This window comes from Ewingella sp. AOP9-I1-14, from assembly GCF_052375995.1.
In the GTDB taxonomy this organism is placed as follows: Bacteria; Pseudomonadota; Gammaproteobacteria; order Enterobacterales; family Enterobacteriaceae; genus Ewingella; species Ewingella allii.
Genome location: NZ_JBQSVA010000006.1, coordinates 243,657 through 266,490, shown reverse-complemented (window position 1 = coordinate 266,490; position 22,834 = coordinate 243,657). Strand labels below are relative to the sequence as shown.

At 53.1% G+C, this 22,834-nt stretch carries 19 protein-coding genes; 7 read left to right on the top strand and 12 right to left on the bottom strand.

The window, feature by feature from the left end:
• Positions 1-30: 30 nt before the first annotated feature.
• From pgk to tkt, 3 genes are all read right to left on the bottom strand, one after another.
• Positions 31-1,194, bottom strand: a complete 1,164-nt coding sequence (pgk, locus tag ACT3RT_RS17440; RefSeq protein WP_353503353.1) for a phosphoglycerate kinase — start codon at positions 1,192-1,194, stop codon at positions 31-33.
• Between the two features lie 71 nt (positions 1,195-1,265).
• Positions 1,266-2,282: an erythrose-4-phosphate dehydrogenase gene (gene epd / locus ACT3RT_RS17435; RefSeq protein ID WP_485902545.1), complete on the bottom strand. Its 1,017-nt coding sequence runs from the start codon at positions 2,280-2,282 to the stop codon at positions 1,266-1,268.
• Positions 2,283-2,792: 510 nt separating this feature from the next.
• A complete protein-coding gene (tkt, locus tag ACT3RT_RS17430) occupies positions 2,793-4,787 on the bottom strand; it encodes a transketolase (protein WP_353503355.1) in 1,995 nt (664 codons plus the stop codon).
• Positions 4,788-5,036: 249 nt separating this feature from the next.
• Here tkt and ACT3RT_RS17425 point away from each other — a divergent pair, with 249 nt between their 5' ends.
• Positions 5,037-5,789, top strand: a complete 753-nt coding sequence (locus tag ACT3RT_RS17425; RefSeq protein ID WP_353503356.1) for a metalloprotease LoiP — start codon at positions 5,037-5,039, stop codon at positions 5,787-5,789.
• Positions 5,790-5,917: 128 nt separating this feature from the next.
• Here ACT3RT_RS17425 and ACT3RT_RS17420 read toward each other — a convergent pair whose 3' ends face one another.
• From ACT3RT_RS17420 to speA, 9 genes are all read right to left on the bottom strand, one after another.
• Positions 5,918-7,210, bottom strand: a complete 1,293-nt coding sequence (locus tag ACT3RT_RS17420; protein WP_485902541.1) for a YhfT family protein — start codon at positions 7,208-7,210, stop codon at positions 5,918-5,920.
• Positions 7,211-7,226: 16 nt separating this feature from the next.
• Positions 7,227-7,580, bottom strand: coding sequence for a DUF2620 domain-containing protein (locus ACT3RT_RS17415; RefSeq protein WP_034793057.1), 354 nt, complete (start codon positions 7,578-7,580; stop codon positions 7,227-7,229).
• 17 nt (positions 7,581-7,597) lie between these two features.
• On the bottom strand, positions 7,598-8,488 hold the full coding sequence (locus ACT3RT_RS17410) for a phosphotriesterase-related protein (RefSeq protein ID WP_353503358.1): 891 nt from the start codon (positions 8,486-8,488) through the stop codon (positions 7,598-7,600).
• Positions 8,485-9,741, bottom strand: a complete 1,257-nt coding sequence (locus ACT3RT_RS17405) for a phosphopentomutase (RefSeq protein WP_496203412.1) — start codon at positions 9,739-9,741, stop codon at positions 8,485-8,487. The genes ACT3RT_RS17410 and ACT3RT_RS17405 overlap by 4 nt, the downstream gene beginning before the upstream one ends.
• Entirely contained in the window at positions 9,738-10,904 is a 1,167-nt protein-coding gene (locus ACT3RT_RS17400) for a YhfX family PLP-dependent enzyme (RefSeq protein WP_496203411.1), read from the bottom strand. The genes ACT3RT_RS17405 and ACT3RT_RS17400 overlap by 4 nt, the downstream gene beginning before the upstream one ends.
• A 94-nt stretch (positions 10,905-10,998) precedes the next feature.
• Positions 10,999-11,349, bottom strand: a complete 351-nt coding sequence (locus ACT3RT_RS17395; protein ID WP_353503361.1) for a PRD domain-containing protein — start codon at positions 11,347-11,349, stop codon at positions 10,999-11,001.
• Positions 11,350-11,394: 45 nt separating this feature from the next.
• Entirely contained in the window at positions 11,395-12,294 is a 900-nt protein-coding gene (gene yhfZ / locus ACT3RT_RS17390; RefSeq protein WP_353503362.1) for a GntR family transcriptional regulator YhfZ, read from the bottom strand.
• Positions 12,295-12,503: 209 nt separating this feature from the next.
• Entirely contained in the window at positions 12,504-13,427 is a 924-nt protein-coding gene (speB, locus tag ACT3RT_RS17385; protein WP_353503363.1) for an agmatinase, read from the bottom strand.
• 185 nt (positions 13,428-13,612) lie between these two features.
• Positions 13,613-15,595: a biosynthetic arginine decarboxylase gene (gene speA / locus ACT3RT_RS17380; protein ID WP_353503364.1), complete on the bottom strand. Its 1,983-nt coding sequence runs from the start codon at positions 15,593-15,595 to the stop codon at positions 13,613-13,615.
• Between the two features lie 921 nt (positions 15,596-16,516).
• Here speA and metK point away from each other — a divergent pair.
• From metK to gshB, 6 genes are all read left to right on the top strand, one after another.
• The gene (gene metK, locus ACT3RT_RS17375) at positions 16,517-17,668 is read left to right on the top strand and encodes a methionine adenosyltransferase (RefSeq protein WP_353503365.1); all 1,152 of its coding nucleotides are present in this window, start codon (positions 16,517-16,519) and stop codon (positions 17,666-17,668) included.
• Between the two features lie 454 nt (positions 17,669-18,122).
• The gene (locus ACT3RT_RS17370; protein ID WP_353503366.1) at positions 18,123-19,517 is read left to right on the top strand and encodes a sugar porter family MFS transporter; all 1,395 of its coding nucleotides are present in this window, start codon (positions 18,123-18,125) and stop codon (positions 19,515-19,517) included.
• Positions 19,518-19,606: 89 nt separating this feature from the next.
• Positions 19,607-20,122: a SprT family zinc-dependent metalloprotease gene (locus ACT3RT_RS17365; RefSeq protein WP_353503367.1), complete on the top strand. Its 516-nt coding sequence runs from the start codon at positions 19,607-19,609 to the stop codon at positions 20,120-20,122.
• A 115-nt stretch (positions 20,123-20,237) separates the two neighbouring features.
• Positions 20,238-20,942, top strand: coding sequence for a deoxyribonuclease I (endA, locus tag ACT3RT_RS17360; RefSeq protein ID WP_353503368.1), 705 nt, complete (start codon positions 20,238-20,240; stop codon positions 20,940-20,942).
• A 45-nt stretch (positions 20,943-20,987) separates the two neighbouring features.
• Positions 20,988-21,719: a 16S rRNA (uracil(1498)-N(3))-methyltransferase gene (gene rsmE / locus ACT3RT_RS17355; RefSeq protein WP_353503369.1), complete on the top strand. Its 732-nt coding sequence runs from the start codon at positions 20,988-20,990 to the stop codon at positions 21,717-21,719.
• 138 nt (positions 21,720-21,857) lie between these two features.
• Positions 21,858-22,808 (top strand): glutathione synthase, encoded by a 951-nt coding sequence (gshB, locus tag ACT3RT_RS17350; protein ID WP_485902526.1) that lies wholly within the window; start codon positions 21,858-21,860, stop codon positions 22,806-22,808.
• The last annotated feature ends 26 nt before the right edge of the window (positions 22,809-22,834 follow it).

Genomic DNA, 22,834 nt, shown 5'->3' with positions numbered 1-22,834 from the left:
AGGCAGCCTTATGCCGCCTACTCAAGTTCATTACTTCTTAGCACGCTCTTCTAGCATCACAACAGCTGGCAGTTGTTTCCCTTCAACGAACTCAAGGAATGCGCCGCCGCCAGTGGAGATATAGGAAATTTTGTCAGCGATACCGAACAGGTCGATAGCTGCCAGAGTGTCGCCGCCGCCTGCGATGGAGAAACCTTCGCTGTCAGCAATCGCGTTCGCGACAATCTCAGTCCCTTTACGGAAGTTAGGGAACTCGAATACGCCAACCGGACCATTCCACAGAATGGTTTTCGCGTTTTTGATGATCTCGGCCAGACGATTTGCAGAAACGTCGCCCATGTCGAGAATTTGTTCGTCGTCTTTGATTTCTGAAGCTTGCTTAACGGTAGCCGTTGCAGTTTCAGAGAACTCAGTCGCTACGCGAACGTCTGTTGGAACTGGGATATCACAGGTTTCCAGCAGTTTTTTCGCGGTGTCTAACAGGTCTGGTTCGTACAGGGATTTGCCCACGTTGTTGCCTTGCGCGGCAACGAAGGTGTTAGCAATACCACCACCTACGATCAGCTGATCAGCGATTTTAGACAGGGATTCCAGCACAGTCAGCTTGGTAGAAACCTTAGAACCACCCACGATAGCAACCATTGGGCGAGCTGGATTACCCAGCGCTTTGCCCAGTGCTTCCAGCTCAGCAGACAGCAGTGGACCTGCACAAGCTACTGGTGCGAATTTACCCACACCGTGAGTAGATGCCTGCGCGCGGTGCGCAGTACCGAATGCGTCCATCACATAGATGTCACACAGGGCAGCGTATTTTTTAGATAAGGTTTCGTCGTCTTTCTTTTCGCCTTTGTTAAAGCGAACGTTTTCCAGAACAACCAGCTCACCTTCAGCAACATCAACGCCGTCCAGATAATCTTTAGCCAGACGAACAGGAGAAGACAACTTATCTTTCAGGTAGTTAACTACTGGCAGCAGAGAAAACTCTTCGTTGTACTCGCCTTCAGTCGGACGACCAAGATGCGAAGTTACCATCACGCGAGCGCCTTGTTTCAGGGCGGCTTCGATAGTAGGCAAAGAAGCACGGATACGGGCATCAGACGTCACTTTGCCGTCTTTTACTGGTACGTTCAGGTCTGAACGGATCAGTACGCGTTTACCCGCTAAATCCAGATCGCTCATCTTAATTACAGACATGGTGAATCCTCTCGTTGATTCTCTTTAAAGTTGCTTGAGGGCAATTCCAGCAACAAGCTGGGAGTGCCGTACTAGAAACCGCTAGCGGACATTGCCAATGTTGTATCCAACATTCGGTTAGCAAAACCCCACTCATTGTCGCACCAGACAAGTGTCTTAATCAGGTGCTGACCACTGACCCGCGTTTGGGTGCCATCCACGATGGCACTGTGTGGATCATGGTTAAAATCTGTCGAGACTAATGGTAGTTCGGTATAGTCAACTATACCACGAAAAGCACCATGTGCGGCCTTTTGCAGCAGCTGGTTGACCTCTTCGACCGCCACACTTCCCTCGACAAAAACGCTTAAATCTATTGCCGTCACGTTGATGGTCGGCACGCGAACTGAGATAGCTTCGAAGCGATCGCAGAACTTCGGCATGATGCGCGTGATACCAGCAGCAAGTTTAGTATCTACTGGGATAATTGACTGACTTGCTGCGCGGGTGCGACGTAAATCGGCATGGTAAGAGTCAATGACCGGCTGGTCATTCATCGACGCATGGATGGTGGTTACGGTGCCGGACTCAATGCCATAAGCATCGTCCAACAGCTTGATAATTGGGATAATACAGTTGGTAGTGCAGGAAGCATTGGAGACAATACGGTGCTGGCGTTCAAGCAGTTGGTGGTTGACGCCATAGACCACGGTGGCATCAAGATCGTGTCCGCCTGGGTGGGCGAAGAGGATTTTCTTGGCACCGGCTTTGAGCTGAATCTCGCCATCCTCACGGCTGCCGTAGACGCCGGTGCAATCCAGCACCACATCAACGCTCAGTTCACCCCACGGCAGCTTGGCTGCATCGGGTTGGTGTAACAGGCGGATGCTGTCATCGCCCACGTAGAGCTGTTCGCCTTCCTGTCTGACATCCCATGGGAAACGCCCGTGGCTGGAATCGTACTTCAACAGGTGAGCCATGCCTTCTGGGCTGGCAAGTTCATTAATAGCGACAACGCTAATTTCTGCCCGACGCCCGGATTCATATAACGCGCGCAATACGCTACGGCCGATGCGACCAAAGCCATTAATTGCAATACGTATTGGCATACTTCTCCCTGTTACACGGTTGTTACCTAATGGTGGTAACCCTATAGTAATGCAGTGCGCAGTAACGGTGAATCATTCTCAACAACGTTTCTGCATGCCGGGACGGCGTTTCGCTATTATTGTAAAAACACGTTAACCACTCAGCGGCGACGTTAACCACTAACTTTGCAACTGAAACGGTTCAGCAGAGCATAAACGAAAGCGTATGCAAAAGGAATAATCCGCCCGATTTCGGCGCATTTCCTGAAGCGATCGCTGAAAAAATCGCCACAGCCAAGCCCTTCGCTCCCCGCTTTAACGTTTACATCGTATTTACGTCAGCCTTTTTATCATTCAACGGACAACATTAAATACTGATTAGGGAATTTGAGTGTAGCCGAGGCGGCGGCCACGCAGTTTGACCTACGTCATTGCTAACGAGAACTGCGAGCCGGGTCATACTCTTTCATTGCAAACCCGCCATAAAAAAGGCATCCCGAAGGATGCCTTTTGGCTCGGTCTTTTAGCGAATTACTTCAGCAAAGATTGAGCCTGAGCTACGACGTTGTCGACAGTGAAGCCGAACTCTTTGAACAGCAGATCAGCTGGTGCAGACTCGCCGAAGCTGTGCATACCCACGATAGCGCCGTTCAGGCCAACGTATTTGAACCAGTAGTCAGCGATACCCGCCTCTACTGCTACGCGAGCAGTAACGGCTTTCGGCAGTACAGATTCACGGTAAGCCGCGTCCTGCTTGTCGAAGGCGTCGGTAGAAGGCATAGACACTACGCGCACTTTGGTGCCCGCAGCGGCCAGCTTGTCAGCGGCTTCTACGGTGATGCCCACTTCTGAACCGGTCGCGATCAGAATCACGTCTGGCGTGCCTTCGCTGTCTTTCAGCACGTAACCACCGCGCGCCACGTTTGCCAATTGCTCGGCAGTACGCGGTTGCTGGGTCAGGTTCTGACGAGAGAAGATCAGAGTAACCGGGCCATCGTTGCGCTCGATAGCGTATTTCCAGGCTACGGCAGATTCAACCTGATCCGCTGGACGCCAGGTGCTCATGTTTGGCGTAACGCGCAGGCTGGCAATTTGCTCAACCGGCTGGTGCGTTGGGCCATCTTCGCCCAGACCGATAGAGTCGTGGGTGTAGACGAACACGTTACGGATCTTCATCAGTGCCGCCATACGCACCGCGTTACGGGCATATTCAACGAACATCAGGAAGGTCGCAGAGTACGGCAGGAAACCGCCGTGCAGAGCGATACCGTTGGTGATTGCGGTCATGCCGAATTCGCGCACGCCGTAGTGAATATAGTTACCCGCCTGATCGTCGCCGATAGACTTAGAACCAGACCACATGGTCAGGTTGCTTGGCGCGAGGTCAGCAGAGCCGCCGAGGAATTCTGGCAGCACTTTACCGAAAGCTTCCAGCGCGTTTTGTGACGCTTTGCGGCTTGCGATGTTGGCAGGGTTAGCCTGCAACTGCTCGATGAATTTCTGTGCTTCAGTTTCCCAGTTAGCTGGCAGTTCACCCTTGATACGGCGTTTGAACTCTTTTGCCAGTTCTGGGTAAGCTTTCGCGTACGCGTCGAACTTAGCGTCCCACGCGGCTTCTTTCGCTTTACCGGCTTCTTTAGCATCCCACTGAGCATAAATGTCCTGTGGAATTTCGAAGGCGGCGTATTTCCAGCCCAGCGCTTCGCGCGTTGCAGCCACTTCCGCAGCACCCAGCGCAGCACCGTGCACGTCGTGGGTACCGGCTTTGTTCGGTGAACCGAAACCGATAATGGTTTTGCACATCAGCAGGGATGGCTTGTCGGTTACTTTGTGGGATTCTTCAATAGCCGCTTTGATGGAGTCTGGGTTATGACCATCAACACCACGCACTACGTGCCAGCCGTAAGACTCGAAACGTTTAGCAGTGTCATCAGTGAACCAGCCTTCAACGTGGCCATCGATGGAGATGCCGTTGTCATCATAGAACGCGGTCAGTTTGCCGAGTTTCATGGTTCCAGCCAGTGAACAGGCTTCGTGCGAGATGCCTTCCATCATACAACCGTCGCCCAGGAAGGCGTAGGTGTGGTGGTCAACGATGTCGTGACCCGGCTTGTTAAACTGCGCGCCCAGCGTGCGTTCTGCAATGGCGAAACCGACTGCGTTTGCAATCCCCTGCCCCAGCGGGCCGGTGGTGGTCTCAACGCCTGGGGTGTAGCCGTATTCTGGGTGGCCCGGGGTTTTAGAGTGCAGCTGACGGAAGTTTTCCAGCTCGCCGATTGGCAGGTCGTAGCCAGTGAGGTGCAACAGGCTGTAAATCAGCATAGAACCGTGACCGTTAGACAGCACGAAGCGGTCGCGGTCAGCCCAGTGTGGGTTAGTTGGGTTGTGGTTCAGGTAGTCACGCCACAGGACTTCGGCAATATCAGCCATGCCCATAGGGGCGCCAGGGTGGCCGGAATTCGCTTTCTGCACGGCGTCCATACTCAATGCACGGATAGCGTTCGCAAGCTCTTTACGAGAGGACATGTTCTACTCCAGGTCGGATTAAAAAAGCAGTCAAGAAAGTCATTTTCTCAGACTAGGCATTAAAACGGCAATCTCTATTAACACGCGTGATGAACTTCACAAAAAAGACTTTTAGATCAGTGCAATTTTTAGGATATCAACTATAGAACGGCAAGCCCTAAAAGCCTAATTTACCGCTATCCTTATCGTTAAGGTCTTTTTTAAGGCTTTTTCTTTGCTTCTGATTGTTACTTTTGGGAACCAAAACTGATGAAAATGACTCCTGCGCTGTTGAGCCTAAGCCTTGCGACCCTGCTGGCTGGCTGCGCCAATCTGAATACCGACACCCTGATGCAGTCCGGCTCTCAGGCTTATCAGGCTGCCACCTTGTCTGACGCTGATGTTAAAACCCTCAGCGTGCAGTCTTGCGAAGAGATGGACAAGAAAGCCCAAATCGCGCCAGACAATAGCGAATACGCTCAACGCCTGAAGAAAATTTCTGCCGCGCTGGGTGACAACATCAACGGCACGCCCGCCAACTATAAGGTTTACCTGACCAAAGACGTCAACGCCTGGGCCATGGCCAACGGCTGTATTCGCGTTTATAGCGGCCTGATGGACATGATGAATGACAACGAAGTAGAAGGCGTGCTGGGCCACGAAATGGGCCACGTCGCCCTCGGCCATACCCGCAAAGCGATGCAGGTTGCCTACGGTGCCACCGCCGCGCGCTCCGCGGCTTCGTCACTGGGCGGCATCAGCGCCACGCTGTCACAGTCACAACTCGCCGATCTGGGTGAAAAATATGTCAACGCCCAGTTCTCGCAAAAGCAAGAATCAGAAGCGGATGACTACTCCTTCGACTTATTGAAGAAACGCGGCATCGACCCGACTGGCCTCGCCACCAGCTTCGAAAAACTGGCAAAAATGGAACAAGGCAGCAGCATTGGCTGGTTTGACGACCACCCTTCTTCCGAAGCTCGCGCCAAGCACATTCGCGAACGCATTGCTGCCGGACAGTAACGCCTCACAACAACTCTGCACTAAAAGCACAAAGGCGCGGTGTGATCCGCGCCTTTGGCTTTCCAACCTGTTGATTTCCCGCCACTCAGTGACGCGATCAGGCTGATATCTACATTACTGGCTTTATCTTATGCTGGGATAAAAATACCCGCCCAGAAGCACAAGTTAAGCACGATACCGGTAATGATAACCGCAACCACTGGCGCTGCAATTTTCAATACTGGGCGACCCAAGGCTTCGTTGAGGAAGTAAATCGCGGTGGTCATGGTGAAACCGGTGTAACCCGCCATTTTAATCGAGGCGAAGATAGCACCAATCAGCAGCGCGTATTCCATCAGCAAGTTCATGGCATTACGAATGTTGTCAGACGCATTACGCACCGACGGGAAACGCCCCATCCATTTACCAATTGAACGCAGCAGCAGCACTTCTAAGCTGATCACAATTGCGCCCAGCAGTGCAGCTAACCACGGGTTCGGCACCAAATAACCCACCACGAAGACGAAGGTGAAACCGGCTACGGCGTAGACCCCGGTCGCCAGCGCCGTGGTGGCAATCATTGGCACGAAGCCCAAGCCGCGCATGAATTCAGCCAGTGCTGCCTGATGGATAAGGCTCGCAGAGTCCGCCGGAGACACGCCCGGCGCATAGGCTTTTGCCAAGGTGTAAATCGACACTTCGCTGCCGCCGAACAGCTTCATGCTGGCCACCGCAGAGATCAGTGCACCGACAATCGCGATGAGCGGCAAGTTCTTAATAATGCGCGAGGTTCGCTCTTCGAACATCGACTCGCCACCACCGCCGAGGTGTGCTTTGGCCTTGATATCTTTGTAAATCGCGATGCCAATCAGCAAAATCATACCGACGAAAATCTCGATAGATTCTGGAGAGAGCGGCGTGAATCGCACGACAAGCAGGCGAGTCAGCAGCACTAGCAGCGCCGCGATAGCGCCCGACTTCCAGCCAAACTGATAGAAAATAGCCACCAGCGGGAAGAGTGCAAACGCGGAGATAACGGGCGAACTCAGCTCGCCCAGCGAACCAATAAAGTTAACCGGCAGCGAGGTCAGCACGCTGTTTACCGCAGGCAGGCTGGTGAACACCAACACGCCCCAGATAGCCCCTAAGCCGAAGGCCAGATAGGCGTTAATCGCCAGCACGCCGATGATATCGGTGGAGAGGAACAGCAACCATGAGTTAAGCAGGCCGGTCGACAAGGTGAAGGAAATCCCCACCGACGCGATAAAGCCCACGCTCAGACCAAATGCAATACTGCCCGCCTCACGGCGGCTCATATTACCTTCTACCAGTTGCGGAAGAATTGGTCGGATACCGTCATGAAACACTGCAACCGATTTGTGCGCCAGTAAGGCGGTCATCCCGGTTAATAACGCCACCACAACAATGTGTACGTATTCCATAGTGGTTATCTCACGATTAACGTAACTGGGTGATCAACAGTGGGATTGCGTGTTCCACGTGCTCGACCGACAGACCGAAAGCCACTTTGCCTTCAGCAATGAATTTCGCAACCTGATCGGCTTTCGCCTGAATACCCGGCTTAGCAATGGTGGCACTTTTGTTGTACCCGATGATGGCGATGGCCATCGACAGTGCTGCGCCCGCGCCGGTGTTACAGGCGCCAATGTAGTAATCCAGCTCGCCTTTTTTCACTTTTGAGGCGGCTTCCATATCACTTAAAATGTGACATTCGAATTCGCCGGGTGCTGTGGCTTCTACCAGTTTTTGAATCTGCTCGCGCTGTAGTCCTGCAATACCAATTTTTTTCATTTTATTTACCTTAATGCTCAGAGTGCGCCGGCACGACCAAAGAAAGTCGCCGGATTATCGCGAAGTAAAGTGTCAACCTGACGCTGAGTAATGCCCGCGCCGAGTAACATGGGAACAAAAGTATCAACCAAATAACTAAAGCCACTGCCGCCATTGGCTTGCAGATGAGAACGACGCGTGATGTCCATCGACAACATGATTTTGTCGCAGAATCCGCGTTCAATCAGCGCGTGCAGCATTTCGACCCGACGGGTGTCCGGGAAGTAGCTGTTTTTACCGATTGTGTCGAACTGTACATAAACGCCTTTGTCGAGCATACGGAAAATTTGGTCCAGATCGTCTTTCAGATCACAGTGACCAATCACCACATTCTCTAACGCAACGCCATGATTTTCCAGCATCACGACCTGCTCCGGCCCCATGGTACTGAAGCTGGTATGGGTTGAAATCGGCAAACCTGTTGCATGATGAGCCAGCGCCGCAGCGTGGAACATTTTGGCCTCATCATCGGTGATCAGGTTTTCGCTGGTGCCGATTTCGGCGATGACACAAGGCTTAAGCGCAGTGCCATCGATACCGTTTTCAATCTCACCAATCATTTCTGCCGCTAACTGCTGGGCGCTGGTATTACGCACGTGGCCCGGATAGAAGCTGTCGGTGTAATAACCCGTTGAAGCCAAAACGTTAATGCCGGTATCGCGCATTAAATCCAACATAAACTGAGCATTGCGCCCCATATAGCGGTTGGTCACTTCGACAATATTGAGCACGCCTTTGCTCACCAGAGTGCGCATCTCGGCGCACAGAGGTTCGTACTGATCTAAACGGCAGTCGATATTGTCCTTAAAACCGGACAAATCGATATGCAAATGCTCGTGAGCATAGGTATATCCCAGTGGATTGATCATGGTTTTTTCTCCGGTGTTGGCGAAGTACTCGTCGTGGTTTTAAGCGACAATAAAGGCAAGAAAGAGCGACCGTTTTGCGGCGGTTCAGCGCCGAAAAAGTCACAGGCGCTAGCGCCTACGTCTGAAAGCGTAGTGCGCCAGCCCAGCTCAACCGGCGGTAATCCATGTTGATAGACCAACAAGGGAACCTGCTCACGGGTATGGCGGCTATGGCCAATCGTTGGGTCATTGCCGTGATCGGCAATCACCACCAGTAAGTCTTCAGGCTGCATGGCGTCAATAAACTGCGCCAGCGACTTATCGACGACTTGCAGACGATCGGCGTAACGCTCCACGTCTTCTGCATGCCCTGCCAAATCCGTTTCCTGAATGTTAGTACAAATAAAAGCGTCGCCCGACTGGCTGATTTCTTGCAGCGTGATGTCGAGAATGGTTTGCGAGTCAACCAGTTGCATGTAACTCGTACCATGCTCATTGGAGACAATGTCCGCCACTTTGCCCACCAGCACCGTTTTGATACCTGCATCGTGCAATTTCGCCGGAGCCTGAGTCTTTTCGTCAACGCCGTAACCCAAATGGGCCACCTGAAAGTTTTTGCGATACAAACCGGAACGCGGCGCGTTGATGCCAATGTATTTACCATCGCGCACTTCGGCAGCATCGCGAATCGAGCTGCTATCCTCGATTTCACCGCCGAAAGCAATCACCCGCCCGACTTTGACACAGGCGCGAACGCAGCGGCCAATGTCCAGCGTTTGCGCGAAGCTGACCTGCGACAAATTGGCGCTGATGTTATAAACCTGACCTACATCGGCTTCCAGATTGTCGCCAATTGCCACCGCGTTGTTCACCCACAGGTAGCTTAAATCGTTGAGAACAATACGTTCTGTCACAAAACCTTTCAACCGCAATGCCTGTTCGACTTCATCAATCACCGCCGAGAACGGCATGGTCAACGGCGGCAATGGCAGCGTGCCCATGATCTCCTGATGGCCGACGAAGGTGTCTCCGCCCTCGTGCTGCAAGCCGATACGGCCAAAAGTCGCGGTGTCAGAAGGGGTCATACAACCCACCGGATAGCCCAGCGCATTCATCAAACCCATACTGCGCATCACGGGTAAATTCAGTTCAGGCAGGCGTTCAAGGATATGACCACAGGTGTTAGCACCGATATCCTGCGGGCGAACGTCTGGCACATCGGGCATCTCACCGATACCGAAACTGTCGATCACCAAAACAATATATTTACTCATTTCGCCTCCGCCTTAATGGAATTACCCACACTGTCGTACAGGCCGATTAACACCGGCTTTCCGGTTGAAACGCCGCTGATCAATGCCACATCGCTACGGGTGACAAACACTTGGGTTCGAAAACACATCACCACTGCGCTGCCGATAGGGTGTGACTCGGTAAGCTGTAAGCAGTAGTCGATGCTGGTCATGTCCGGTGCGATAACGCGGTCGCGGCGGCGGTCATCCCCGTCAATGACTAGCGCATTCTCCAGATTGCCACGGCGGTAATATCCGCCGCCAAAGCAGTAAGCGCGCCCTTCGTACTGATGCGATACCTCGGTGAGATACAGCATGGCAATTTTTTCCTGACAGGTGCCGCGCTGGTTAGCTGGCGTCGTGCCGGTTAAGGCGTGGCCCGGCTCGGCGTGAGTGACGCCCAACTGTGCCAACTCGGCAAAGGTTTCACAGCTCGAGGCACTCGGGGCGTTGACGTGGATGACGTCCACGCCCTGCTCGACCAAAATGTCGCGAGCCGACAGCAGAGTGTCCATGTTGGCGGTGCGCACGGTGCGCTGCTGTTTAGGGTCATACTGCATGCACGGAAAGTGCGTCACACCGGCGATGCTCACGCCCGCCAGCGTATTTATTTGCGCCACAACCTTCGGCAGCTCGCTAAGTGCAAAACCGCCCTCTTGGCCGCTATACAAAGCGTCACCGGCATGAGTAACCTTTAAGAGCAACGGCTGCACAATCCCGGCCTCAAGGGCCGCGGCAGAAATACTGCGGGCTTTCTCCAGCGAAAATACCGTTACCACCTCCGGGCGATGGCGTAGCACTTCGGCAATCATGCTTTCCGGCGGCTGAACCAGATGCCCCACGTGAGAAACCGGAATGCCGTGGCGCATTAGCTGGCGTGCTTCTTTAAAATCCACCGCCACAATGCCGGTAAAACCACTTTCAATCAGCAAACGGCACAGATGCGGATTGCGCCCGACCTGCTTGCTCATCGCATAGAGCGTAATGCCTAAACGCTTTGCCTCGGCCAGCAAAAGTCGGGCATTACTGAGCATCTGATCGACATCAATCACACAGGTATCCGGTGCAATTTCGCCTTTGCGCCACAGCGCGACGGCGGCGTCGATGAGAGCTGGATTCTGTTTTTCCAAAGCGTGTAAAAACATGAGTTGGCTTTCCCTTTCTGCTTACAGTCTAAATAATCATTTTTTTGAATATTTAAATCGTGAAAAATAGCGACAACTTGTCAGTGCCACTCGCTTAGCGGTTCTGATACAAACCCGCAATGTTCACCAGCAGGTAACCCACTTCATGCTCCGGCACATTCAATGGAAAATGGCCCATTACGTCCTGATGGATAACGGCTATCTGGTTGAATTCTTCCAGACTTTCCAGCTCGGCGCGCAGTTCGTCATCAATGCCCTGAATCTCTTCACCACGACGCGCACGCATCACGGCGTTAGCCAGGTGGGTCAGTGCCAAAATCCCCTGCTCGGTTCTCACCGGCAACTGCCAGTGACGCTCCAGACGCAATGTGACTAATCTCATTGCCTGATGAATGTCTTCATCAATCACCCCGGCCTCGGCCAGAATAGCGAGTCTTGTTTCCATAACTTCCTCTTTGTGTATAGCACCTAAGCGCCTGTAGTCTAAAAACTAATAACGAGGTTCGATCTCGCCTCGTTCAACGGCCTGCTGATGATTCAACAGGGCAAAAGTGTCCACCAGGGTGGTGAGCAATCGCAGGATCGGCGCATTGTCTTTTCGCACCAAAATCACCGCCTCCGACGCCTGCTGATAACGCGGATCGCCGGTCAGCGGGTGGGCTTCCAGCATCGGATTCGGCTGGGCATTGCTGACGTTCCAAATCGCGGCATCAATCATGTTGTTTTCAATATGGCGCAAACATTCGCTATAAGGCGTCTCGACCCACTCCACCTCTTTGCCAGCAAAAGCGATATCATTCAGCAGCCGCTGGTCAGGGGAGCTTGGGTCAAAGCCTACGCGGCGAATTTCGCCCGATGCCCCTTGGCGGCAAATCAACTGGTGGCCATCGACATATGAACGCGGACCAAGATTCACCGCCGTCACCACTTTGCCTTGCTCGATGTAACTGTCAGCCGCCAGACGGGACACCACGGCGATATCATAAATACCTTCGATCAGGCAGTTGATACGCACTTCGGCGCCGCGCATATGGGCAAAAAACAGCGGCAAAGTGGTGAATTGCGATCTCAGGCCACTGGCCAGCCCTTCATATAATTTGGTGTACGGCAACGGCATGGCGCAAACCAGATTGCCTAAATCCGCCTGTTGCAGCAGCTTGGACATATCCAGTTCTTTCAAAATGGTGCCGTTACGCCCGCGACGCTCAAGCTTGATTGAATCGTTCGCTTCCAGGGTTTTCAGCGCGTTCTGCACCACTCCGACTGATAGCGAGAATTCATCCGACATCTCATCAATGGTTCTAAGACGCTCGCCTCCTTTCATAACCAGCAAATATCTGGCGAGGCTAACGAGGGCAATACCTTCTTTCTTGATGAATGTCATACTCATTTTGGCAATTTCCGCGACGCACTAGAGAAGGTCGAAAATAACATAAAAATCTTCAACAATTTGATGATTTAAATATTCATTTATTTGAAGGTATTAATCAAAGAGGAAAAACTTATAGTGAGGCGAAGATCACAAAGAAAAAAAGCCCGGTAAAGACCGGGCTTCAAAACAGCTTATTTTGCAATAGCTTAGCTTTCTAGCTTAAACAATTACGCTTTTTTAGAAGCCTGTACGTGCAACATTTCTAACGCCAAAGTGGCGGCAGCCAGCGCGGTGATTTCCGACTGGTCATAAGCGGGGGCAATCTCAACGATGTCCATGCCGACGATATCCAGATCCAAATCTTTCAGGCCGCGAACCAGTTTCAGCGCGCGATCTGAGGTCAGGCCGCCAATCACCGGGGTGCCGGTGCCTGGAGCATGTGCCGGATCCAGACAGTCGATGTCGAAGCTCAGGTACACCGGCAGATCGCCAACGATCTGCTTAACCTGCGCCAGAATGTCGTCAACGGTGCGATCGTTAACCTGCGCGGCGTCAAGCACGGTGAAGCCCAGATCCTTGTCGAACTCAGTACGAATACCGATCTGCACCGAGTGGTTTGGATCGATCAGACCTTCGTTCGGCGCATGGAAGAACATGGTGCCGTGGTCGAATTTGCTGCCGTTAGAGTAGGTGTCGGTGTGGGCATCGAAATGCACCAACGCCATTTTACCAAAGTGCTTCGCGTGGGCGCGCAGCAGTGGCAGAGTCACGAAGTGGTCGCCACCGAAAGAGAGCATGCGTTTGCCGGAGGCCAGCACTTTTTCAGCGTGCTGTTGCAGCTTGTCGGTCAGGTCCTGTGCGTCGCCAAAGTTGAACACCACGTCGCCGCAGTCGATCACTTTCAGACGGTCGCGCAGGTCGAAATCCCACGGCCAGCGTTTGCCTTCCCACGCCAGATTCACAGATACCTGACGAATTGCCGCCGGGCCAAGACGTGCGCCAGAACGGCCAGAAGTCGCCATGTCGAAAGGAATGCCGGTGATAACCCAATCAGCATCAGCTTCATAAGGTTGAAAATTCAGTGGGAAGCGCAGGAAACCAAACGCGTTGGAAACCAGGGAGTTATCAGGTTGATGACCTAAAGTGCTCATTAAACGATCCTCTTTTGCTACGCCGCAGGGCGGCAGCCATGACGGAGTGGTGAAGTATAGATGAAAAAAAATCCCCACCGCGTCGTTTACCCGACGAGGAAGGGATCTTCAGAGTCAATATGTCTTGCTAATGGCGCGGATTTTACCCTATTCCGGCTTACCTTCAAGCCGGAATATCAGCCGCCTTACTCGTCTTCTTCCAGATAGGTGTAACCGTACAGGCCGGATTCAAACTCTTCGACGAACTGCGCCTGAAGAGCCTCATCCAGATCGGTTTCTTTCACCTGATCGCGGAAGCGGGCGAGCAGCACATTAGGGTCCAGCTGCACGTATTCCAGCATGTCAGCCACGGTATCGCCGTCGTCCGACTGCTGAACTTCAATGCTGCCATCAGGGAAGACAAACACGTCAACCGCGGCGGTGTCGCCGAACAGGTTGTGCATGTTACCCAAGATTTCCTGATAAGCGCCGACCATGAAGAAGCCCAGCACTGGCGGGTTCTCTGGATCATACGGCGGCATTGGCATGGTGGTCGCCACGCCGTCACCGTCGATGTAATGGTCGATGGTGCCGTCGGAGTCACAGGTGATGTCCAGCAGCACCGCGCGGCCTACCGGCGGTTTATCCAACCCTTCCAGTGGCAGAACCGGGAACAGCTGATCGATACCCCACGCGTCCGGCATTGACTGGAACAGCGAGAAGTTGACGTACAGCTTGTCCGCCATGCGCTCTTGCAGCTCATCAATGATCGGGCGGTGCGCGCGGTTGCTCGGATCCAGCTGATCCTGAATCATATTGCAAATATTCAGATAGATATCTTCAGCCCAGGCGCGCTGAGTCAGATCCAAAATCCCGTGCGCGTACTGGCTATGGACGTCGTGCAGGTCCATCTGGCTGTCGTGCAGCCATTCGCGCAGAGAGCGGCGATTTTCCGGATCATGCATTTCATTCCACGTGTCCCACATGCTGCTCAGAGCGCGCGGCGCGTCGTCACCCGGCGCTACCGGATCACGGAACTCGTTGCGCTCAACGCCAATCACGTTGGACACCAGCACGGTGTGGTGCGCAGTCACGGCGCGGCCAGACTCAGTGATCACCGTCGGGTGCGGCAGGCCGTGCTCATTACAGGCGTCGCCGATACCCCAAATCACGTTGTTAGCGTATTCGTTCAGGCCATAGTTGACCGAGCAATCTGACTGGGAGCGCGTCCCTTCATAGTCCACGCCGAGGCCGCCGCCCACGTCGAAGCATTGAATGTTCACGCCAAGCTTGTGCAGCTCGACGTAGAAGCGGGCAGATTCACGTACGCCAGTGGAGATATCACGGATGTTCGCCAGCTGGGAACCCAAATGGAAGTGCAGCAGTTGCAGGCTTTCCAGACGCCCAGCCTCACGAAGCATTTCAACCAGTTGCAGAACCTGCGAGGCCGCCAAACCGAATTTAGACTTCTCGCCGCCGCTCGACTGCCATTTGCCGGAACCCTGGGAGGAAAGACGCGCGCGCACGCCAAGACGTGGGATCACGTTCAGGCGCTCAGCCTCTTCCAGCACCAGCTTAATCTCAGTCATCTTTTCGATAACCAAGTAAACCTTGTGGCCCAGCTTCTCGCCAATCAGCGCCAGACGAATGTATTCGCGGTCTTTATAGCCGTTACAAACAATCACCGAACGGGTCATGCCTGCGTGGGCCAGAACGGCCATCAGCTCGGCTTTAGAACCGGCTTCCAGACCCAGCGGCTCACCGGATTCAACCAGTGATTCAATGACGCGGCGGTGCTGGTTGACCTTAATCGGATAAACCAGGAAGTAATCACCCTCATAGCCGAAGGACTGACGGGCGCGTTTGAACGCGGCGTTAATCGAGCGCAGACGGTGCTGTAAAATTTGTGGGAAACAGAACAGCGCTGGCAGACGTTGGCCGTCCTGCTCGCGCATATCTTTTACTAGCTTCGCCAAATCCACGCGGGCAGACGGAACATCTGGATCCGGGCAGACGCTGATGTGGCCCAGTTCGTTGACGTCATAATAATTGTTACCCCAATAGGCAACGTTGTAGGTGCGCAGCATTTTGCTGGCATCACGATCGTTCACGGCAACCTCCTGCATGGAGCGCAAAGAAACAGAATCGCCCGCATGTGACGGACGGTGGGACTGGATGTCATCAGACATAAGTAAATCCTCTTGTAACACTGACCACATCGCCAGCCACTATCGCAGTAACAACAAGTGAGAACAACCCAAACAGCGGGCTTTGCGACAGGAGAAAACCCTGCAAAGCCGCGTTCGCAAACTGTTTATCACTCATATGATTATAGAATTCTTTTGCTTGTAAACATGATGCCGGACTCCGGTGAACGAGCCAGAACCCACCCATAGGGCTATCGCCCCTCAATGGCGGGCTACGTCAGTTTTAACGGGAGAAAAGATATTAACCGGCCCGATGTCGCTGAGTAGCGCTCAGAAATGTTGGACTGAGCTGTCTATAGTCAGGCTGTCTAAACGCTGCCGAATGACGGACCAGCTGTTTATAACATCGGATAGATGACAGAAATTTTTCAGAAAGGAGTGCTGCAGCAATTAAACCGGCCTGCAGGGGATGCTGTAGAAATGTTACAAACGGTAAAAAGTGGGTCATTAATCTAACCACCTCCACACGTGCCACGCATCACCGGCGGGCAGTCTTGCTGAGAAACAGTAAACACTGGAATACGCTGGATGAATGAAACATTCAGTGCGCGGGCCGTTATACCGACAACCCGCTGTAATTGCAAAATGAAATTGCGCAGAGGATTGTTTCGATCCGTGAATGTCACGCTAAAGCCGCACATAATGGCTACTTCTATCACAAAAATGACTGGCTTTTGTAACAGCTGCTATCCTAAAATAGCCGTCCAGATGTTAATCCGTCTATATCCTTCTTATGGATTATTCTTACACGATGTTGTGGATTAACTGTCAAACTGCTGAAGGTCTTTGCCTTGTGGGGACGTGCAGGATGCATTCGACGATATAAGAGCCGGACTCTTTATCTGCCGTGTTCCCATCGCTATGCAGTGATTTCTAACCCGTCGTATGAAGGTAAAGAAGATAATGGCTAAACACCTCTTTACGTCCGAATCTGTTTCAGAAGGACATCCAGATAAAATCGCAGACCAAATCTCCGATGCCGTCCTCGACGCGATTTTAGAGCAAGATCCAAAAGCACGCGTGGCGTGTGAGACTTACGTTAAAACCGGCATGGTATTAGTAGGTGGCGAAATCACCACCAGCGCCTGGGTAGACGTAGAAGAAATTACCCGTCAGACCATCCGTGAGATTGGTTACGTCAATTCAGAAATGGGCTTTGACGCCAACTCTTGCGCCGTTCTCAGCGCTATCGGTAAGCAATCTCCTGATATTAATCAGGGTGTTGACCGTTCTGATCCGCTGGAACAGGGCGCAGGCGACCAGGGTCTGATGTTTGGTTATGCGACCAATGAAACCGACGTTCTGATGCCTGCACCCGTGACTTATGCACACCGTCTGGTTCAGCGTCAGGCTGAAGTTCGCAAATCTGGCACGCTGCCATGGCTGCGCCCGGATGCGAAAAGCCAGGTCACTTTCCAGTATGACGAAGGCAAAATCGTCGGTATCGACGCCGTTGTACTGTCGACTCAGCACTCTGAAGACATCGCGCTGAAAGACCTGCAAGAAGCCGTGATGGAAGAGATCATCAAGCCCGTTCTGCCAGCAGAATGGCTGAACGCCAGCACTAAATATCACATCAACCCAACAGGCCGCTTTGTTATCGGTGGACCAATGGGCGACTGTGGTCTGACTGGCCGTAAAATCATCGTTGATACCTACGGCGGCATGGCGCGTCACGGCGGCGGTGCGTTCTCTGGTAAAGACCCGTCTAAAGTTGACCGTTCTGCGGCCTACGCTGCGCGCTACGTGGCGAAAAACATCGTGGCAGCGGGCCTGGCAGACCGTTGTGAGATCCAAGTTTCTTACGCTATCGGCGTAGCAGAACCTACCTCAATCATGGTTGAAACCTTCGGTACCGGTAAAGTTTCCAACGAGCAGTTAACGCTGCTGGTGCGTGAATTCTTCGACCTGCGCCCATACGGTTTGATCCAGATGATGGACCTGCTGCACCCAATCTATAAAGAAACTGCAGCCTACGGCCACTTTGGCCGCGAGCACTTCCCTTGGGAAAAAACTGACAAGGCAGCGCAACTGCGCGAAGCCGCCAACCTGTAATCGCTTTTCATTACAGAGTGCAAATAGCCCGGTGTTAACGCATCGGGCTTTTTTATGCCTGAATTTTCATCGCCCCCTGCCGGTTACCCTGCGCCGTAAACTAAGCGCACTAAGCATTAGCGACTACACTAAAAAGCGGATACCGGGGTGGTAAACGAAAAAATCATTAAAATGGAAGCGATTACAAAGTATATTTTCTTTACAATCATACGATTAGGGATAAAATCAGTGACTTATAAGTCAATACTGATTGATTAAAGTCAAAGAATTCCGTATTACTCTTCAACGCAAACCCTTTCCCCGGCATGGCTCCTCGCAAAAGCTTTACGAACCTGATATGCAATTGATTCGATAAGTGTAAACGATTACAACGCTGTGATCCGGCTCACTTTATGCGTGGGCAAGGGTAAATAACATAACAAGCTAAGCATTATTGCTATCTTTCGGAGGCAGTATGAGTAACTCAACGTCTAGCAAAGGAAAACGCTCGAATAAAAGCGTGACCTTCTTTGTCTGTTTTCTCGCTGCACTAGCGGGGCTGCTGTTCGGCCTTGATATCGGGGTCATCGCTGGCGCTCTTCCCTTCATCAGTCATGAATTCCAAATCACCAGCCACCAGCAAGAATGGGTGGTCAGCTCGATGATGTTTGGTGCAGCCGTGGGTGCTATCGGCAGTGGCTGGCTGAACTTCCGCCTTGGGCGTAAATTCAGCCTGATGATTGGCGCCGTGCTGTTCGTGGTCGGCTCCCTGTGCTCTGCCTTCGCGCCTAACACCGAAGTGCTGATCGTCGCACGCGTATTATTGGGTCTGGCAGTGGGTATTGCCTCCTACACCGCGCCAATTTATCTGTCAGAAATCGCGCCAGAGAAAATCCGCGGCAGCATGATTTCCATGTACCAGTTGATGATCACCATCGGTATCTTGGCAGCCTACCTGTCTGACACCGCCTTCAGCTACACTGGCGCATGGCGCTGGATGCTGGGTGTGATCACCATTCCTGCCCTGCTGCTGTTGATTGGCGTGTTCTTCCTGCCGGATAGCCCACGCTGGCTGGCGGCGCGTGGCGATGACAACAAGGCGCGACGGGTGCTGGAAAGACTGCGTGATAGCAGTGCTCAAGCGAAAAACGAGCTGGATGAAATCCGCGAAAGCCTGAAGATCAAACAGAGTGGCTGGGGCCTGTTCACCAGTAACAAGAACTTCCGCCGCGCGGTGTTCCTCGGCATCCTGTTGCAGGTAATGCAGCAGTTCACCGGGATGAACGTCATCATGTACTACGCGCCAAAAATCTTCGGGATCGCGGGCTTTGCCAGCACGTCTCAGCAGATGTGGGGCACGGTGATTGTCGGTCTGGTTAACGTTCTCGCCACCTTTATCGCCATTGGTCTGGTTGACCGTTGGGGCCGTAAACCTACGCTGAAACTGGGCTTCCTGGTGATGGCGCTGGGCATGGGTATCCTCGGCACCATGCTGCATATCGGCGTGGAATCCGACGCGGCGAAATACTTCTCCATCGCCATGCTGCTGATGTTTATCGTCGGTTTCGCCATGAGCGCCGGTCCGCTGATTTGGGTACTGTGTTCTGAAATCCAGCCGCTGCGCGGTCGTGATTTTGGTATCACCGTGTCCACCGCCACCAACTGGATTGCCAACATGATTGTCGGTGCCACCTTCCTGACCATGCTGGACAGCCTCGGCAACGCCAATACCTTCTGGGTCTACGCCGCGCTGAACGTGGTGTTCATCTTCATCACCATTGCGTTGATTCCTGAAACGAAAAACGTTTCTCTGGAACACATCGAACGCAATCTGATGAAAGGCGAAGCACTGCGCGACATCGGTAAATAAATAAGTCATAAAACGGCTCCTCCCGTCCGTCGGGGGGAGCTTTCACTAACTGTTTGCATCTCCCCGCGCCGCGATTTATTCTTCGCCTGATGAAAAACCCACGCCTCCCTATCGCCCTGCAACAAGCCGTTATGCGCTGCCTGCGGGAAAAACTCCAGCTCGCTAACGCCTATTTCGGTACTGACTATTCAGAGCCAGAAATCAGCTATCAGCAGCGTGGAACCAGTGCGGGCAGTGCCTACCTGCAACACTGGCAAATCCGCCTTAACCCAATCTTACTGATTGAAAACCAGCAGCCGTTTATTGACGAAGTGGTGCCGCACGAGCTGGCGCACCTGTTGGTTTACCGGCGTTTTGGCCGCGCCGCCGCGCCCCACGGCAAAGAGTGGCGCTGGATGATGGAGCAGGTGCTCGGCGTTTCCGCCAGTCGCACCCATAAGTTCGAAACGGCCTCGGTTCAAAGCAAAACCTACCCTTATCTCTGCGCCTGTCAGGAGCACCAGTTGACGGTCAGACGCCACAACCGCGTCATGCGCAAAGAGTCGGAATATCGCTGTCGCCACTGTGGCGAACTGCTACGATTTCACGTCAAAGGATCGGGTTAATCGTTTGATTATTAAACAATAAAATCAGCATTTCCTGATTGTCAGCCCCGCCAGCTTTGGGTACCCTGCCCGCCTTTCGCATCAGATTGCTTTGCACACCAGGTTAATCATAAATATGTCTCGCAAATTCATTGCCTCACTGGGGCTCATCGCCGCATTTTTCCCTTTTCTCGCCATCAGCAAAGGCATTAACAACTTCAGCCAGGCCAAGGCCGAGGCGGTGAAGATCAATCAGGGCGCGCCGACCTTTTACTGCGGCTGCGACATCAATTGGCAAGGTAAGAAAGGCACGCCAGACCTGAAATCCTGCGGCTATCAGCCACGCAAGAATCTGTCTCGTGCGGAACGCATTGAGTGGGAGCACGTGATGCCAGCTTGGCAATTCGGCCACTTACGCCAGTGCTGGCAGGACGGCGGGCGCAAAAGCTGCGCGAAAGACGCGGGCTATCGCCAAATTGAAACTGACCTGCATAACCTGCAACCGGCGATTGGCGAGGTGAATGGCGACCGCAATAACTTTATGTACAGCCAGTGGAACGGTGGCGAAGGCCAATACGGTCGCTGCGAGATGAAGGTGGATTTCAAAGCCAAGGCCGCCGAGCCGCCAGCCCGCGCCCGTGGTGCCATTGCCCGCACCTATTTTTATATGCGCGATCGCTACCAGCTCAACTTATCGCGCCAGCAGACTCAGCTATTTACCGCGTGGAACAAGCAGTATCCGGTGACCTCGTGGGAATGCTTACGCGATAATCGCATTGCACAAGTACAGGGAAATCATAATCCTTACGTGCAGCAGGCTTGCATGCAGCAAAAGGGCTAACCTAAGATACCCACTTACTGAAGACTTTAAGGACAGCAGCCCGACATGCGCATACCTCGCATTTTTCACCCGCAACCTATTATCGACCACAGCGACATTGCGCTTAGCGAAGATGCGGCAAACCACACTGGCCGCGTATTGCGTATGCAGCCGGGGCAGACTATTCAGCTGTTCGATGGCAGCAACCAGACCTTTGAAGCCACGATCACCCACGTTGATAAGAAGAGCGTTCGCGTGAGCGTCGGAGCAGGCGTGCTGGCCGATAATGAATCTCCGCTGAATTTACATCTCGGGCAGGTTATCTCGCGCGGCGAAAAGATGGAGTTCACCATTCAGAAATCTATCGAGCTGGGCGTGAACACCATCACTCCGCTGTTTTCAGAGCGTTGTGGCGTTAAACTCGACGGCGAGCGGCTGGAGAAGAAGCTCCAGCAGTGGCAGAAAATTGCCATCGCGGCCTGCGAGCAGTGTGGCCGCAACCGTATTCCAGAAATTCGCGAAGCCATGCAGCTAGAAGCCTGGTGCGCCGAGCAGGACAATAGCCTGAAGCTCAATCTGCACCCGCGCGCCAGCCACAGCATCAATACGCTGCCGCTGCCGGTGGATAATGTCCGCCTGCTGATTGGCCCGGAGGGCGGTTTGTCCGCCGAAGAGATCGCCATGACCGGCGGCTACGGCTTCACAGATATCTTGCTCGGGCCGCGCGTGCTGCGCACGGAAACCACGGCGCTGACCGCAATCACCGCTTTGCAAGTTCGCTTCGGCGACTTAGGTTAAGCGAGGTCTATGCGCTTGAAGCATCAGGGGCATAGACAAATTCGCTAAGTTCGGGCTTCATCACTGTCCTATTACGCAAAAAATCGCAGCCAGATTAAATGGCAAGTCACACAGACCCAAACGTGTCGGAGAATACCCATGATCAAGCTTGGCATCGTAATGGACCCAATTTCGTCCATTAATATCAAAAAAGACACCAGCTTCGGCATGCTGCTGGAAGCACAAAGTCGCGGTTATGAACTGCACTATATGGAGATGGACTCTCTGTATCTGCGCGGCGGTGAAGGACGTGCTCTGACCCGCAAGCTGAGCGTGAAACAGGACTACGACAATTGGTATGAGTTCGGCTCAGAGCAGGACATCGCGCTGCAAGATCTGGACGTGATCCTGATGCGTAAAGATCCGCCGTTTGATACCGAATTTATCTACGCCACTTACATCCTTGAGCGCGCTGAAGAGAAAGGCACGCTTATTGTGAACAAACCGCAGAGCCTGCGTGACTGCAACGAGAAGCTGTTTACCGCGTGGTTCCCAGAGCTGACGCCAGACACGCTGGTGACCCGCAATGCGGCACAACTCAAAGCTTTCCATAAAGAGCACACTGACGTGATCCTCAAGCCGCTGGACGGCATGGGCGGCGCGTCAATCTTCCGTCTGAAACCAGAAGACGCCAACGTCTCGGTTATCATTGAAACCCTGACCGAACACGGCAGCCGCTTCTGCATGGCGCAAAACTACCTGCCGGCCATCAAAGACGGTGACAAACGCGTCTTGGTGGTCGACGGCGAACCTGTGCCTTACTGCCTGGCGCGTATCCCGGCTCAGGGCGAAACCCGTGGGAATCTGGCCGCCGGTGGCCGTGGCGAAGCCCGTCCGTTAAGCGAAAGCGATTGGGCCATTGCTCGCAAAGTCGCGCCAATCCTCAAAGAGAAAGGTTTGATTTTCGTCGGTCTGGACATCATTGGTGACCGCCTGACGGAAATTAACGTGACCAGCCCGACCTGCGCCCGTGAAATTGAAGCCGCATTCCCGATTTCCGTTACCGGAATGCTGATGGACGCTATCGAAAAGCGTTTGGCAAATCGCTAATTTCAGCCATTCTGCTTTAATGTCAT